The 16,582-nt window shown below is 42.0% G+C and carries 16 protein-coding genes; 4 read left to right on the forward strand and 12 right to left on the reverse strand.

The features are described 5' to 3' along the window. Positions 1-258: 258 nt before the first annotated feature. On the forward strand, positions 259-2,181 hold the full coding sequence (locus ABS301_RS08830; RefSeq protein WP_349671873.1) for a heavy metal translocating P-type ATPase: 1,923 nt from the start codon (positions 259-261) through the stop codon (positions 2,179-2,181). An 81-nt stretch (positions 2,182-2,262) separates the two neighbouring features. Continuing rightward, entirely contained in the window at positions 2,263-2,856 is a 594-nt protein-coding gene (locus ABS301_RS08835; protein ID WP_349671874.1) for a methyltransferase family protein, read from the forward strand. On the opposite strand, the gene ABS301_RS08840 is transcribed toward ABS301_RS08835, so the two are convergent. From ABS301_RS08840 to ABS301_RS08875, 8 genes are all read right to left on the reverse strand, one after another. Continuing rightward, a complete protein-coding gene (locus ABS301_RS08840; RefSeq protein WP_349671875.1) occupies positions 2,828-3,631 on the reverse strand; it encodes a nitroreductase family protein in 804 nt (267 codons plus the stop codon). The two genes, ABS301_RS08835 and ABS301_RS08840, sit on opposite strands and share 29 nt — an antisense overlap. Next, a complete protein-coding gene (locus tag ABS301_RS08845; RefSeq protein WP_349671876.1) occupies positions 3,624-4,052 on the reverse strand; it encodes a PCC domain-containing protein in 429 nt (142 codons plus the stop codon). The genes ABS301_RS08840 and ABS301_RS08845 overlap by 8 nt, the downstream gene beginning before the upstream one ends. 15 nt (positions 4,053-4,067) lie before the next feature. After that, positions 4,068-5,273 carry a M20 metallopeptidase family protein gene (locus tag ABS301_RS08850; RefSeq protein WP_349671877.1) on the reverse strand — a complete coding sequence of 402 codons (1,206 nt, stop codon included), beginning with the start codon at positions 5,271-5,273 and terminating at the stop codon, positions 4,068-4,070. Positions 5,274-5,339: 66 nt separating this feature from the next. After that, a complete protein-coding gene (locus tag ABS301_RS08855) occupies positions 5,340-6,269 on the reverse strand; it encodes a MetQ/NlpA family ABC transporter substrate-binding protein (protein ID WP_349671878.1) in 930 nt (309 codons plus the stop codon). A gap of 14 nt (positions 6,270-6,283) precedes the next feature. Further along, positions 6,284-6,949, reverse strand: coding sequence for a methionine ABC transporter permease (locus ABS301_RS08860; RefSeq protein ID WP_349671879.1), 666 nt, complete (start codon positions 6,947-6,949; stop codon positions 6,284-6,286). Continuing rightward, a complete protein-coding gene (locus ABS301_RS08865; RefSeq protein ID WP_349671880.1) occupies positions 6,946-7,968 on the reverse strand; it encodes a methionine ABC transporter ATP-binding protein in 1,023 nt (340 codons plus the stop codon). The genes ABS301_RS08860 and ABS301_RS08865 overlap by 4 nt, the downstream gene beginning before the upstream one ends. Positions 7,969-7,995: 27 nt before the next feature. Further along, positions 7,996-8,913, reverse strand: a complete 918-nt coding sequence (locus tag ABS301_RS08870; RefSeq protein WP_349671881.1) for a dihydrodipicolinate synthase family protein — start codon at positions 8,911-8,913, stop codon at positions 7,996-7,998. 421 nt (positions 8,914-9,334) lie between these two features. Continuing rightward, positions 9,335-10,018 carry a Crp/Fnr family transcriptional regulator gene (locus tag ABS301_RS08875; protein ID WP_104433960.1) on the reverse strand — a complete coding sequence of 228 codons (684 nt, stop codon included), beginning with the start codon at positions 10,016-10,018 and terminating at the stop codon, positions 9,335-9,337. Positions 10,019-10,206: 188 nt separating this feature from the next. Here ABS301_RS08875 and ABS301_RS08880 point away from each other — a divergent pair, with 188 nt between their 5' ends. Together ABS301_RS08880 and ABS301_RS08885 are read left to right on the forward strand one after the other, a co-directional pair. Continuing rightward, on the forward strand, positions 10,207-10,569 hold the full coding sequence (locus tag ABS301_RS08880; RefSeq protein ID WP_349671882.1) for a BlaI/MecI/CopY family transcriptional regulator: 363 nt from the start codon (positions 10,207-10,209) through the stop codon (positions 10,567-10,569). 2 nt (positions 10,570-10,571) lie between these two features. After that, entirely contained in the window at positions 10,572-12,317 is a 1,746-nt protein-coding gene (locus ABS301_RS08885; RefSeq protein ID WP_349671883.1) for a M56 family metallopeptidase, read from the forward strand. An 11-nt stretch (positions 12,318-12,328) separates the two neighbouring features. On the opposite strand, the gene ABS301_RS08890 is transcribed toward ABS301_RS08885, so the two are convergent. The 4 genes from ABS301_RS08890 to ABS301_RS08905 form a co-directional block, all read right to left on the reverse strand. Then, positions 12,329-13,384, reverse strand: coding sequence for a PA2928 family protein (locus ABS301_RS08890; protein WP_349671884.1), 1,056 nt, complete (start codon positions 13,382-13,384; stop codon positions 12,329-12,331). Positions 13,385-13,663: 279 nt separating this feature from the next. Next, a complete protein-coding gene (locus tag ABS301_RS08895; RefSeq protein WP_349671885.1) occupies positions 13,664-14,509 on the reverse strand; it encodes a hypothetical protein in 846 nt (281 codons plus the stop codon). After that, a complete protein-coding gene (locus ABS301_RS08900; RefSeq protein WP_349671886.1) occupies positions 14,502-15,926 on the reverse strand; it encodes a sensor histidine kinase in 1,425 nt (474 codons plus the stop codon). The genes ABS301_RS08895 and ABS301_RS08900 overlap by 8 nt, the downstream gene beginning before the upstream one ends. Next, positions 15,923-16,582: a response regulator transcription factor gene (locus ABS301_RS08905; RefSeq protein WP_349671985.1), complete on the reverse strand. Its 660-nt coding sequence runs from the start codon at positions 16,580-16,582 to the stop codon at positions 15,923-15,925. Before ABS301_RS08905 ends, ABS301_RS08900 begins: the two co-directional genes overlap by 4 nt.

Here is a 16,582-nt window from a genome sequence, read left to right on the forward strand (position 1 = left end):
CCGTAACATTTTTCCGATTGTAAATATTTTAAACTAATTATTATCTCAACATTACCAGTACTTTTCTGCTTTATGTAAGTCAGAATCACCTCATAATAGTACTGGAACATATTAAAAGTAAAACCATAAATTTATAATTTTTTTAAAATATTCGATTTTCATATTGACAGTTGAACATATATTCAATTATAATACAATTGAAGGATCATTCAACAGTAAAAATTTACTTTAGCGATAAAAGGAAGGAAGGTTATTAATATGGCACACAATCATGAACATTCCCACGGCCATTCCCATGATCATGCACACGAGCATGAAGGCGGAGAATTGAACAAGAGAAAAATCATACAGCTGATATCCGGTATCATTCTGTTTGCAACAGGTCTGGTACTGAAAAAAGCTTTCCCAGATGAAGTCACATATCACTTTGCTATATTTGGAATCAGCTATTTAATCCTTGGCGGAGAGGTTGTCTGGCAGGCGTTTAAAAATATTACCAAAGGTCAGATTTTTGACGAAAACTTTCTGATGAGTGTTGCAACAATCGGGGCATTTGCAATCGGTGATTTCCCAGAGGGCGTTGCAGTAATGCTTTTTTATCAGATTGGTGAGTATTTTCAGGATGCCGCAGTGCAAAAGTCAAAAAAATCCATTACATCACTTATGGATATCCGCCCCGATTACGCCAATTTAAAGCGGGGCAATGATATAGAAAAGGTGGCGCCTGACACGGTTAAAATCGGTGATATCATTTTGATTCGCCCAGGTGAAAAGATCCCGCTAGACGGATCGGTATCAGATGGCAAATCCATGCTGGACACCAGCGCACTAACGGGGGAATCGGTTCCCCGTTCTGTGAAAGCAGGGGAAGCGGTGCTGGCAGGCTGCATTAATCAAAGCGGTGTTCTGACGGTGGAGGTAACCCGGGAATTTGGCGAATCAACCGTTGCAAAAATTATTGATCTGGTCGAGAATGCCAGCAGCAAAAAAGCTCCCTCTGAAAACTTTATCACAACCTTTTCCCGTTACTATACGCCGGTTGTAGTGGGGCTTGCACTCCTGCTGGCCGTCATTCCTCCGCTGTTCTTTGGTGGCACCTGGACGGAATGGATTAATCGCGGACTCATCTTCCTTGTAATCTCCTGCCCCTGCGCACTGGTTATTTCGATCCCCCTTGGTTTTTTTGGAGGAATCGGTGCTGCTTCCAAACGGGGCATCCTGGTAAAGGGCAGCAACTATCTGGAAGCGCTCAACAGTCTTGATACTGTTGTGTTTGATAAAACTGGTACACTTACAAAAGGTGTTTTCGAAGTCAGCGGCCTGTACCCTGCCGGTGAAACTACTAAAGAGCAACTATTGGAATATGCAGCAAAAGCCGAAAGCTTTTCCAACCACCCCATTGCACGTTCCATTATGAAAGCATATGGCGGTGAAATAGAAAAGGACGCTCTGCGTGATTATGAAGAAATATCCGGCCATGGCATACGTGTCATATCTGATGAATCGGTGATTCTTGCTGGAAATGATAAACTGATGAAGCGTGAAAACATTGATTTCCAGCAAAATGATGAAATTGGTACGAAGGTCTATGTGGCGGTGAATGGAATCTTTTCCGGAGCAATTGTTATTGCCGACGAAATTAAGGCCGACAGCCGTGCGGCAATTGCACGCCTTAAGGAAGCCGGAGTACGAAAGACTGTCATGCTGACCGGAGATAATGTACAAATTGCTGAGGCAATTGCAAATGAGCTGGGTCTTAGTGAGGTTCATGCCCAGCTGCTTCCCGATCAAAAAGTGGAACAGGTTGAGATTTTAGATAAAAACAAACCTGCAAAAGGCAAACTGGCTTTTGTAGGAGACGGCATTAACGATGCCCCCGTACTGGCGCGTGCGGATATTGGAATTGCCATGGGCGGTCTGGGCTCGGATGCTGCCATTGAAGCGGCAGACGTAGTGCTGATGACGGATGAACCCACAAAGCTTGTGGAAGCCATTGCCATTGCGCGCAAAACAAAACGGATCGTCTGGCAGAACATTGCATTTGCACTTGGCGTAAAAGGTATCATTCTTTTGTTTGGCGCCTTCGGTATTGCCACTATGTGGGAAGCGGTTTTCGCAGATGTGGGCGTATCATTGATTGCAATTCTCAACGCAATGCGGGTGCTGCGGACAAAAGACTGATTTCACAGGAGGTGCTATGAATAGCACCTCCTAAATAACTCTGCTGAGAAGTCTGAAGATTTAATAGAAAGGGGCAACAATATGGATCCATTAAACATGTTAGGTTTCATTGTATTGATTTTGTTTTATGGCAGTTACTTATGTAAACAAGTTTTATTGAAAAGAAAGGGCATTAATACAAACCGCCTTGGCCGCGGCAATAAACTCGCACGTACATTCAAAATTGAAACAGCTCTTAAGCTTGCAACTTTTTCCATGGCAGCCGTGCAACTAATCAGCCTCCTGGTGATGGAAAAAGGTTATCTGGTCCTGACATCTCCAATTATCCGCTTCGCTGGAATCAGTATTGCTTTCCTAGGTACTGGTGTATTTATTACAGCCATGGTATGCATGAAAACCAGTTGGCGGGCGGGTATTGATGCTATCCAGCGCACATCACTAGTAAAAAGCGGAATTTACCGCATCAGCCGCAATCCGGCTTTTCTGGGTTTTGACCTGTTCTATATAGGCTTTGGACTTGCTTTTTCCAATCCTGTCCAGTTAATGTTCATACTGTTGTGTGTGGTGGTGCTTCATCTTCAGATTCTTGAGGAGGAACGGTTTCTTCCTACTGCTTTCGGCATAGCTTATGAAGAATATAAACAGGTTACTGCGCGGTATTTTTTGTTTTTTTAGAAAGAGCATGCTTACTATTCCATCTATAAGAGATACGCTCCAGAGACTGGGCCATACGCTTCATGAATGAACTCCCAGTCTTCTTTATATAGTAAAACTGAGCAAAATTTTTATTACTCTGAGTTTCCGCATGACGAGAATATTGTTCTTCCCTGCAACGGAACATCTCTTTCAGTTCCTCTTTATTCAACCTGTGATACGTTTCATTAAATACGACAAAACGTTTCTCAAAACGCTGGGAGTGAACCCGTTTAAAATTCTTTGGGTAATATCCCATAGGAAGTACCATCAAGGGCACTACATATTCCGGAAGGTTTAAAAATTCTGCCAGTTCTTTTTCATTTACCAGCGATGAGCCCACATAGCAGCTCCCTATTCCCAGACTCTCTGCCGCTATCACAGCGCTATGTGCCGCTATCATAGTATCCTCAAATGCGAGAAGCAGATCGGCCGGACCGGGTGGATGATAGACAATTCCCTCTTCCCCTGCATATTCCGGCACACCGTTCAATCCGTAATAGCTATACCATTTATACTGATCTGCCAAAAATACCAGAACAGTTGGTGCTGCAGCAATAAATTTTTGCTGATTGCAAAGTTCAGCTATCCTCTCCTTTGCTTTCTGATCTTCAATCTTTAAGACGGAATACAACATCTGGTTTCCGGCAGTAGGGGAACTTAAAACTGCACTCAATATTGCTTCCATATCTTCTTCCCGGACGGTTTCTGGTGCATAACGCCTTAAAGATACCCTTTCTTTCCACAAATCAATCATTAAATTCTTCTCCTTCCCCTTCAAGAGGGGTCATAAACACTCTTAAAGCCCGAAATGCTCTGCCGCCACTTAAGCCTCCTCCGAACACATGACCTCCGGCAGTCGCACATGCCGCATGAATATGTACAAACAGAGGACTGTCCTTATCTGGATAAACATCTTCCAGATCCGGATCCATCTGTTCGATCGGCATAACTTCTCCGCACATGCTGATAATCTCTGCTGCACCGCTAATTGGCGTTTTGCCGCATCGCAGGGGTAAATGGTTCTGAGTGGGAGCCGTAAATACCATATCGATCACGCTTCCCACAGCCCCTGTGATGTATACGTTTTTCCAGCCATGATCCAGAATATATTCGGTAATTACAGTCTTAATATCCTGTCCCTGCTTTACCGTTACTTCATATAATTGCTTTACCATATTATTTTTTCACCTTTATATGCCATAAACATCTTTTTCTATCTCAAAAAAGTCCAGAGCAATACCACACATTGTTTTTATTCCTACAGACAAAGCTTTCCGGTCCACTGTAAACCTGCTGCTGTGTATGGGCGTGAATTCTTTTCCTTCGCTTCGGCATCCGATTCTGACAAAAACACCAGGATACCTATCTTTGATAAACGCGAAATCTTCTGCTCCCATGGTGACGATGTCTAACATCTTTACATGATCTTCTCCTAAAAGCCGGTCTGCCATTCTTTTTGTCCTCTCCACCCAGAGATCATCGTTTCGAAACGGAGGCGGTCCCTCCTCAAACCGGACATCCGCCTCTGCACGACCCGCTTGTGCTACTTTTGAGCAAACGTCCACAATTCTGGCAGACAAACGCTCTCTTGTTTCTTTGGTCAGTGCTCTTAGAGTTCCTTTTAGCCGCACACGGTCCGGAATCACATTGTAGGTATCTCCATCACTGTGAATACTGCAGACAGAAATCACTGCCGAATCAAACGCACTTACTTCTCTTGCAACCAGATTTTGAAGCTGTATGATTATATCCGATGCAATCACAACCGGATCGATGGTGGTATACGGATGAGCTCCATGTCCGCCTTTTCCTAATACCGTAACGTCAAAATGATCTGCGCTGGCAAGTGTGGTTCCCGTTTTTAATCCGATATCGCCGGCGTATAAATCGGGCATTACATGGCAGGCCGCCACACCTTCTATAGTATCAAAATCAATCTCTTTTGAGAGAAATAAAGACTTTGCTCCTTTTAGTATTTCCTCTGCAGGCTGAAAAAAGAAATAAATGGTACCGGAAAAATACGCTTTATATCGCTTCATGGTTCGCAAAGTCCCAAGTAAAATAGCGGTATGGGCATCGTGCCCGCATGCATGCATCACCCCCGCATTTTTGCTTTTGGGATAGTGATCCTGATCTTCGTTTACTGGGAGGGCATCCATGTCTCCTCTTAAAAGGAGACAATGTTTCGTCCCTTCCTTTTCTCCTTTTAACACTGCTACCAGACCCGTTTTTCCAATTGAAAGAATTTCATCGCAGTCATCCTGTTCTGACAGTTCTTTCCGAATTAACCGGCTTGTCTCATATTCTTCCATTCCCAGCTCCGGGTTTTCATGAATGACTTTATAGATTTCATAGATATTTGCCTCAATATCAGATATCAGTTTGAGTATGTTCAATGTCGTATCCTCATATCCAGAAAAGCGGACTCTGTAAAGAATCCGCCTTTTACATTAAGTTTCCGTTTATTTTAAATAATCTGGCAGAATCCAGAAAGAACTCTGGGTCTTTATAAATTCTTTGAATTCTTCGGACTGATACGCTGCTTTCACATCCTGAACCCAGGCCTCATCCTTATGTTTACCATTTACTATTACCTGCATCATATTATCAGCAAGAATGTCCTTCTGGGATTCTGCTGCCAGAGCTGTACCAAAATCTATCCCTGCATTATAAGCATCTGAACCTCTGAGAATAATAAATGCAAAATCTGTTCTCACCCCTGCAATGGTACCGCCTTTCATTTCTACAAATTCCAGTTTATGTGGGTTTTCCTTAATATCTGCAAGAGTATACTTGGTAGGCTCAATACCTTCGTTCATCGTAATAAATCCGATCTCACTTAATAGCTGCAGTGAACGGGCTTCATTGGAAGCGTCATTTGGGAATGCAATCTTATCGCCGTCTGCAATGTTATCAAGTTTGTCTTTGGAACCGCTGTAAATTCCCGTAGGAACTGTAGGTATGGCAAGAACTGCAGCCAGTTCAGTCCCCTGGTCTTTATTGAAATTGTTAATGTAAGCAGTATGAGCATCCACATGCATGTCAATTTCATCCTCACTTAATGCGATTTCTCTCTGAACGGAATCTGTGATTTCTACCGGCGTAAATTTGTAGCCTTTCTTTTCCAGAATGGGGACAATTCCTGCTTCAAATAAATCACTGGTTGCGGTAGGCATTCTTCTGTATTTGATTTCCGGATGATCTTTGGCACCGGTTGCCTCACTGGCTGCTTCTGTCTCCGCTTTTGAAGATTCCGCCTGGGTCGTGGTTGTTTCCGGCTGATCCGTCTTTGTCGCAGGAGCTGCTGTTTTAGATCCTGCACAGCCGCTTAAGGAAGAAGCGATGATCGCACCTGCTGCAATTGTTACTAATCTCTTGTGTAATTTTCTCATAATTTTCTCTCCTTTTAACTATGTCTTAGTTCACGGGCAATGACATTGCCCAGACTCTGTATCAGCTGAACAATAACCACCAGTATAATTACGGTCACTATCATTAACGGCATGTTAAGCCTTTCATATCCATAGGTAAGCGCCAGATTACCAACTCCGCCTGCACCAATGGCTCCTGCCATGGCCGTGGCACCCAGAAGCCCGATGGTTCCAGTGGTTAAAGCGAGAATGAGAGAAGCTTTTGCCTCTGGTATAAGAAAATACCAGATCACCTGGGGAGTGGTGGCACCCATAGACTGGGCGGCTTCAATGATTCCCGTATTGACTTCCAATAAAGAGCTTTCGAAAAGCCTGGCAAGATAAGGTGCGATATGGACGATTAATGGAATCAGGGCTGCTATCGTACCGACCCTCGTACCGACCACCAGCTTTGTAAGAGGCATGATGGCAACCATCATAATGATAAACGGCACACTTCGCACAATATTAACCGTGGTACTGAAAATAAAAAATATGATTCTGTTTTCCAGAAGTCCATCAGGTCTTGTAAGCACCAGAATAATAGCCAGAATCATTCCGAGAACAGCACCCGCAGCCAGAGACCAGCCGACCATGTATAGGGTCTGGGAAGCAGCAAGTGCTATGGTAGAACCCGGAACCTTTAAATAATTTTCAATCATACTGCCACCTCCTCATATTCATAGTTCTCTCTCAGATATACCAGCACTTCTTCGATTTCCTCCCTTGTTCCCTTAATCTGCAGACCTATAATGGTGAGAACGGAACCCTGCATTTCATTTACTGACAGAAAAAGTGTTTTTATCTCTGCGGTAAAGTGCTCTCTTAAGCTGGGTGTAAAGGTATCACAGACATTTCCGTCTAAACACCGTATCTTCACAATTTTTGAATTTCCGGTTTCTGCCGCTGCCGCCACAAAAATGGTTTCTGGAATGGACTGGTCTACTACTGTATCCACAAATGCCTTTGTAATGGGCTGCACTGGCTTTGAAAAAACTTCCTTTACCTTTCCCATTTCCACAACACAGCCATCTTCCATGACGGCTACCTTGTTGCATATTTTCTGTACGATATTAATCTGGTGAGTGATGATCATAATTGTTATATTCAATTCCTGGTTGACTTTCCTTAAAAGATTCAAGATGGAATCTGCTGTTTTCGGATCCAGCGCACTGGTTGGCTCATCACACAAAAGAATACTTGGATTGGTTGTTAGTGCTCTGGCAATTCCCACTCTCTGTTTCTGGCCCCCTGACAATTTCCCGGGATATGTATCTGCCTTATCAGTCAGCTCTACAAATTCCAGTATTTCCTTCACCCTTTTTTTAATTTCTTCCTTTGGCGTATGGTTTAGGATCAGAGGCATGGCCACATTTTCATAAACGGTTTTTGCATTTACCAGATTAAACTGCTGAAAAATCATGGATATATCTTTTCTGGCTTTTCTCAACTCATTTCCTCTCAGTTCATTGATCACAACTCCATTTACCACTACCTTACCAGATGTGGGCCGTTCCAAAGCATTTACCATTCGGATCAAGGTGGATTTTCCGGCTCCGCTGTAACCTACCACCCCGAAGATGTCCCCCTCATCCACGGTCAGATTAATGTTTTTACAGGCATTCACCTGCATTTTCCTGCTGTTGAAGGTTTTCTCTACGTTTTCAAATTGAATGATCATCTGCTCGTCCCTTTCTGTTTTAAACCCTTATCTCTTTACGCCGTATTTATCGATAACTCCCAGTTCGCCCATTAACTTTTCCAAATCCTGCAGCCTGGAACCGCCGAGATCCTGGTATGGTCTGCGTAAGTGCCCGCCGGGCAGTCCCAAAATATTGAGTGCCGCTTTAATGACTATGGGATTAGAAAATGCATAAAGATCCTGGAGAAGCGGAAACCATTTATAATATCCTGCTCTTCCTTCCTCAACGATTTTCATGCTTGTCCATGGTCTTGAGTAAAGAGCCGCTTCTTCTGGAATAATATTCCCTCCAATATTTGCTGTTCCTGTTCCTCCCACGCCCAGAGTCGGAATCACAATGGAGTATTTTGGATAATCACAACACATTATCTTTACCCTTCCTTCACAAAGTCTCTGAACCTGCACCAATTGTTCCACACTGGAAGTTGCTTCTTTGTCCACTACAAAATGAGAATGTTTTTCCGATAAGGCGCGAATCGATTCCGGTGTTATCTGAACTCCAAGTCTGGAGGGATTATTATATATTCCACATGGAATAGTAACCGCACTCATACAGTCATCAAGATGGGCAAATGCAGCTGCCTGAGGAACCAGTACATATGGCGGTACCGTAAAAATGACACCGTCTGCTCCTTCATCCTGACAATATCTTGCAAACTCGATGCTGGATTCTGTTGTCAATGAAGCTGCAGAAAAAAATACAGGAATTTTATCCTTTGTCATTTTGATCACTTCATGAACGATCTCTTTCTTTTCTTCCTGGGACAAAAGAGTTACCTCTCCTGCTGAGCCAAGAATAAACAACTGGGACGTGCCATACTTTATCTGTCTTTCGATCAAGGTTTCAAAACCTTTATAATCAACCTTATTATCTTCTGTAAATGGTGTGGGCATTGCCACCCATGACCCTGTCAAATTTATCATTCCATATCCTCCTCAATCTGAATTTACGATTCAATATACATACAAGAATACTACAAATATATGTTATTATCTAATAGTTAAATTATTGAACCCGTAATAAAACGATTCTATAGCCATTTTTTTGTAAACCACTGCTGCCTCCATCCTTTCTACTGAATTTGGGTAAATGAAAAGCCCATGTATCACTACACGGACTTCGCTGTCCTTATGCCTGTTCATCCTATCGCAAGTAAACGGTTGATTCTATCTCAAAAACAACAATGAAAGAATTGCAAACTTGTAGCAATTACTACAAAAAAACCGCCATACTTTATTTTATTAATAATCGGCGGTTGTTCTTGTAATTAATCTCAATTAAAACTTAATATTATAAATTTATTAATTTATATTTCAATTAATATTGCTAAGAAAATAAACATATTTATTCGATATGATTAAGGGTAAATCGGTTATATTCTTCCGCATTCAGCTGGATATTGCGATTTAGTATGCGTATTATTCCTTCCGAGCACATTTCGTTCAGTATTTTACTAATATTCACCCTGGCCCCTCCCACAATAATGCTCAACTCATAATGAGTATAATTCATCCGCAGGTCATACCATTTTCCTTCTGATACTTTTGCAGTGTCTGCTGTCGTGCAGAAAACGCGAAGAAGTCTGTTTTTACAGGAGTAAAAAGTAATGTTCTCTATTTCATGCCTTAAAATGAGAACTTTCCTTGCATAGCTGTTTAATACAGCATCACGGAAGATTTTTTCATTATCAATCAGATTTCTATATTCGGGCATACCAATTTTATACATGACGGTTTTCAGTTCCGTTTTTGAATAAAGTCCGGTAGGCTCCTGTAGGGAACAGGGCGCTTCTCCATAAAACCAGCCTGCACTCAATGTATACAGTACTTTTTCCCTTCCTTCCAGATCTACCATGTAATGACGGGTCCTTCCTTCACAGATATAATACACCCCTTCTACCATATCTCCAGGTTCCAGAAATAGCTTTTTAGCCGGATACGTTACTTTCTTGCCGTATCTTTTTACAATCTCAAATAGCTTTTCATTTTCAGGTTCCGGCGAAGTCAAGCTTGAATTATCATAAAGCATAGCCCTTTCTCCTTCCTTGTAAAATTTTGGTTTATGATAGCATATTATTATTCTCTTGTAAAGTGAGAGATCAGGTATGAACCTGAGTAATTCGTTACTTTCTCTTTCATTTAACTTCATTGTTGACGTCTTTGTCTAATTGTGTTAGACTAACTTAGTCTAATAAGATTCGACAGGAGGATAATTCAGTGGAACAATATAAATTAGGTGAGATGGAGCAGAAATTCGCTGACATGATCTGGGCAAATGAGCCTGTCAGCTCCCGCACGCTCACAGAACTATGTGAAAAAGAATTTGCCTGGAAACGTACAACAACCTACACCATGCTAAAGCGACTGTGTGAGCGTAAGCTTTTTGAAAATAATAACGGCACGGTCACAGCGTTAATGTCCAAAAATGAGTTTGGAGCCGCACAGGGCGAACAGTTTCTGTCTGAGGCTTTCGCTGGCTCGCTTCCACAGTTTTTGGCGGCATTTACCCGCAGAAAAAAACTGAATTCCAGAGAAATTGAGGAAATACAGCACCTGATTGATGGATATAAGGAGGAATAGCAATGTTGGAATCAGTATTTTTACAACTTTTAAACATGAGTATCACAGCAGGTATTGTCATTGCCTTTGTGTTGGTTGTAAGAATTGTTTTACAAAAAGCACCAAAAGTATTCTCCTATATGCTGTGGTCTGTGGTTCTGTTCCGTTTGATTTGCCCGTTTTCCTTTGAGAGCATATTTAGTCTTCTGCCTGCAAAGGCAAATGCAATCTCACAGGATATCCTCTATATTCAAACGCCAAAAGCTGATACCGGTATTGGCGTAATCAATCATTCTGTTAATGCGATTCTTCCGGCTGCGACACCCCAAACCAGCGCGAATCCATTACAGATCTGGATAGTAATCTTTAGTCATATGTGGTTACTTGGTGTTGCAGCTTTGCTGGTATATAGTCTTATTGCGCTCTTTCGCCTAAATAAAGAATTAATGAATGCCACCCTGTATCGAGATAATATTTTCATTTCGTCCAGGATTGACACCGCCTTTGTCATGGGTATTTTTTGCCCAAAGATTTATCTTCCCTCTAATTTAAACGCTACGGAGCGAAACTATATTCTGCTTCATGAACAAACACATATTAAACGGCTTGATCACATTTTCAAGCTCATTAGCTTTTTGCTACTTTGTGTCCATTGGTTTAACCCTTTTGTATGGGGCGCATTTTTTCTCAGCGGCAAAGATATGGAGATGTCCTGCGACGAAGCAGTTATTAAACGGCTGGGTGATGATGTTAAAAAGGATTATTCTGCCTCCCTTCTGACCCTTGCGACGGGGAGAAGAATAGTAAGTGGTACACCTCTGGCCTTTGGCGAAGGCGATACAAAAGGCAGAATTAGAAACGTGCTGAATTATAGAAAGCCCAGGTTTTGGACGGTTTTCGTTGCCGTGCTAACCGTTGTTTTAGTGGTTACTGGCTTAACAACGAGTCCAAAGGATCTGCCCGGCGGATTTGCCGGTGTCAATGCAACCATACTTAAAATTGACAAATCCAATCAGACCATCACAGTAAAGGGAATTGACACCAATAGTCCCATTGGTGATAATTGTATTGTAAGCTGGAAGGATGCAAATCTTCAGACAGTGATCAACAAAGAGGAACCAATTATAATATCCATTGATTATTTCTCCGAAGGTGACCATGTGTCGCTCTTTATAGGTGAAATCCAGGAAAGTTATCCCACAAGGGCAAAGGCTACCACAATCCAGTTAGAGCCAAGAGAAACGATAATCACAGCATACCCGATTAAAGATTTATGGAATGCACGTACGAAGTATGTGGGTGATAATGCCGCGGTCGGAAAACTGATCGGTTTGCTTCCTGTTCCAATGGGCATTAAATATGACCATTTTGAATTACAAACTTCTTCCCCACCATATAAGGTTACACTTGTATATTCTGTTCCAACACAATCCCTTTCCGATTACAATAGTGAAAGTTCAGCCGCATCCGATACGTTCCGGGCAAACGCCCTTTTCTTACTGGCTTTAATAGAAAATGCAGATGAGGTTCAAGTCACTTTAACAGATGGCAGCCAGAAAATTGAGTTTACCAATGAACGGGAATGGGCTGATAACACGGTAGAAGGAGAAGTGGCTGACTATGGGAAGAGTCCTGAAAAATTACAGGAGTTGATTCATTACATTGGTTCCGAAACCACTGGTGAAGCAGCTCCCCCACCATATTCTAAGAATACGAATTACAGCTTAAGCCTTAGCGCCGAGGAGCTAAGAGCTACCGAAATGATTTGAAAGTATTGCTTTTATTTTACTTTATTCCAGCGGTATTGATAAACATAATTGATGTTTCCTTCATCCTGACTTATTTTATATAAGTTACCATTGGAAATGATATAAAACCAACCTTCTTTCTTGGATATGGAAATAGCATCTTTCGACATACCCGTGTTTTTGTACTCGATAGTTTTAGTCCATTTAATGGAACGCTGGTTAAGCGAAACCATGGAAATACTTAAATTTTCATCATTTCTCTTTTGATGGTAAGCGATTAGTGCTGAATTCCTATCTTCAGCCCATAATATGTTCATATCTAATAAATCTGAATAATAAACAGTGCTTGCCTGTTGTACCCACTGCAGGTCCTCATCTGTTAGCCTGATTGAATTCCTTGAATTTAAAAATTTTTCAGCTAAAACATTCTTATAATCCGGACTTTCTGTTACTATATTGTTAACCATATCAACCTTATAGTATTTCCCATCCAATGCATATAAATATAATTCATTTTCCGAAACAAGTTCATAATCATTTTCATTATAGCTTAGATTATCTTTTAGTTCTGGAAGTTTTTTTACCCATTCTTTCTCCGTAATGTTTATTTTTCCTGTTTTCGGGTTTATAAAGTTTAGCACCTTTTTCTTATTATTTATAGTCAGAATGCCATTGACACTCTCCCCTATGACATATTCATGCCAGCCAGATAAGCGGGTCCAGCACTTTTTCCCATCCTTTAAGTTAACTGCAACAAGTGTAAACTTAACAACATTTGTGGTTATTCCATTTTCAACTCCATTGGGGAGCACCATTCTCATTTTATTGATCGCTAACGTTTCATTCCCTTGGCCCACAATTACCGTCGGAGATTCTAATTCAACCCTGACAGAGCTCAGAGCACCATTAAATACGATCAGAGCAAAAGAACCTATCAGGAATTCTGAAAAAAGGATCAAAATAACGGTCCAAATCGTATCCCCTATACTCTTCTCTCTTTTTAGAATCCTCTTTATCCCTTTTATCAGAAATAACAGACAACTGAAAACCATAACCGAGTAAATTATATATAGAACAATGTCTTGCATAAACCAGCCACCAGGGAACCAATTAATAAAAAACCGTTTCCTGAGTAATAGAAAAATAAGTTCACCTAGTAAAAAATACATCATTAAAAGCAGGAACAGCTTGCGGAAATAATAATGCTTCCTTTCTTCCGCTGTGCTTTTAATATTCTTATAGGTAAGCAAACATATACGGAATAAAACCCAGCCATATAATACTGTTAATACAACATTATGAGTAATATCCTTATTGTAAATCCATGATAATAAAAAATTCAATATAATTCTCCCCTTTAAATTTGCTTAATAACATCTCACAAATACTTCATTCACCCCTTCATAGTACCCAACCATAAATACTGTTTTTGTACTGTCCATGCCGTCGGTGGCAAATTTTTTATATCGGCTTGCGTTCTCTGTGATTGGGTCATCATCTGTTATATCCTCGAAGTTCGTAATACCCAGTCTTTCCAGCCAGGCTTTTGCAAGAGTATCCGGTTCAAAATTTTCCCCTTCCAGTTGTTTCAGCCTGAATGCGAATCCATAAAGTTTTCCAGTTTCCGCATCCACATATGCTTCCATCAACGCAAATGGTGAATTATCATCTGGCACAGGGGGAACGGCGGTACTATACTCAATTTGCCAGACAGGTACATTTTTCTGAGGATCAAGCATATAGACTGCAGAATAAAGCTGACCGCTGTATGGATTTAAGTTCAAATCCTGCAGGCTCCTGTTTTCTTTAAGGCCAGTACAGGCACCGATAATTTCATTCAGTTCGGTTTTGCAGGCCTCCGCTGCCTGATTCACATCAAGTTCATCTCCATAGGCGCCGCGATTGTTTTTCACATAAGCGAATGACATAACGGTATCGCCCCTTCCGGATCGTATGGCCTTTTCCCTGAGGGCTGCTGCGTAATCACTTTGTAGTATATTACGATTGCCGAGTGCCATTGACACGATATAAAGCCTCTCTTGCTCAGATAACGAGGAATATTGAAAGCTCTCCGGCGATATGGCATTGTTTTCCCTGTGCACCACACCCATCATGGAATTGTCGCGGAAACGAGCCAGTCTTGCTGGCATGAATATAGAAAGTGCAATTACTACAGTAACCAGCAACAAAACTACTGCATATTTTTTATTCATGATTCAAAACCTCCAGATTGAAGCTTACCGTAGTCCCCATACCGACTACGCTCCCAATTGCGAGTTCCGTGCCATGCAACCGTGCAATTTCAGCACAAAGCGTAAGCCCAAGTCCGGCACCGTGACGGCTGCGTGAACGTGATTTGTCAACCATGTAAAAAGCTTCCGTGAGCCTGCTCAAATGTTCCGGCGGAATGCCACAGCCGCAATCCTGGATCGTAAACGTATACCTGTGGTCTGCTGCGGTTCCAGTCACTTCCACTAACCCCGATGGCTCGGAGACCTTAACAGCGTTATCCACCAGATTTGCTACCATTGTTTTTATAAGTGACATCTCCCCATAAACCTCACTCTCCTCGTACTGAATACGCAAATTGATGTCAAACTTAGAGAACGTATCACGTATGTATTCAAAAATGGCTTTTGTATGAAACGTGCCGGTCGGCTTTTCCGTACGTTTTAAAACGATCAGGTCCAGCAGATTAAAGCTCAGCTTCTCCAGCCTCCGCCCCTCCTGATAAATATAGTCAGCGGAGAGTAACAGCTTTTCTTCCTCCAACTTTTGGGATCTCATCATATCTGCATAGCCGATGATTGCGGTCAGGGGGGTCTTGAGTTCATGTGCGAATACACCTACAAACTCCTCCTGCGCCCGCGCTGCCTCCTGCAGCTGATAGACATTTTCTTCCAGTGACATGGCCATCTCATTAAAGTCCTGGGTAAGGGACCCAAGTTCATCGCTGCTTATTTTTTTCGCCCGTGCCCCATAATTACCTTTCGCCATCTTTTTTGCTGCCAAGGAAAGAAATCTTACGGGACGTGTCAACCAATAGGAAAACATAAAAATAATGATTCCCTCACAAATCAGTATAACAATACAAACACGTCTATAAATTGAAAACCCTGTCTCACGTTCTGTAAACACATTCGTAATATCAGTCAACGTTTCAAGGGAAAGCGAACGGTCGATAATACCAAGCGTTGCAGCCGTCTGGATATAATAGCGTCTGTCAATGGGAATGATCCGGTATGCCAGTTCTTTGGCGCTTCCGCCTTCCTCAAATCCCTGATCCATATCCCCTTTCATGCTTACGCTGCCTGCTGGAAAACCTTCACTGGCGTATAGTGGAGCACTATCCTCGCCGCATATTCGGACATAGCGGTTCTCGCCGCCCGTATCCAGCCTTTGTGCGATTCGGGCAATGTCCTGATCTTGTAAGTGCTCATACTTATAAGGAATGTTCAGTGCTGATATTTCAAAACCGAAGCGGATTATTCCGCTTTCGTCCATTACCTGCTTGGTTTCACGTGCAAGGGAGGTCTGAAACATCGAATTCACAATATAATAACCGCCGACTGCCAGGGTGGCTGCCACGATTGAAATTGTCCATAAAAATAATTTCAATGAGAATTTCACTTAGGTACCTCCAGCCTGTAACCGACCTTGAATACGGTAACCAGACAATGCTCCCAGCCCAGCTTTTTACGCAAACGCTGAACGTGTAAATCCACAGTACGGCTGTCGCCGTCGAAATCGCTCTCCCAAACCCGCTCGTATATCATATCGCGGTAAAGCGCAATGTTTTTATTATGTACGAACAGGCTGAGTAAGCCGAACTCTTTTGCGGTAAGTTCTAATTTACGTCCATTCTTATCGGCTCTGTATGCGTCAAAATCTATGGTTACTCCCTCAATTTCCATAACACTTTCGGCTTTGTGATAACGCCTGAGCACAGCTTCAACACGCGCCAGCAATTCCACCATATCAAAAGGCTTAACAAGGTAATCATCTGCTCCCAGACGCAATCCTTTCACTCTGTCACTCACCTCATGTTTCGCCGTAATGAATATAACCGGTGTTTTTGTGGGCCGAATGTAGTCCATCAGTTCAAAGCCGGAAACTCCTGGCAGCATGATGTCAAGCAATATCAGGTCAAAACTATTTGCTTCAATCAGGTTTGCCCCTATTACACCGTCCCCTGCCGTCTGGCAATCATAGCCCGCTAAAGTAAGCTGCATATCAATTAAATCACGAATCGCTTTTTCATCTTCTACAATTAAAATTTTCATCAT

Origin of the sequence: Lacrimispora sp. (genome assembly GCF_031982545.1) — a bacterium.
Classification (GTDB): Bacteria; Bacillota; Clostridia; order Lachnospirales; family Lachnospiraceae; genus Lacrimispora.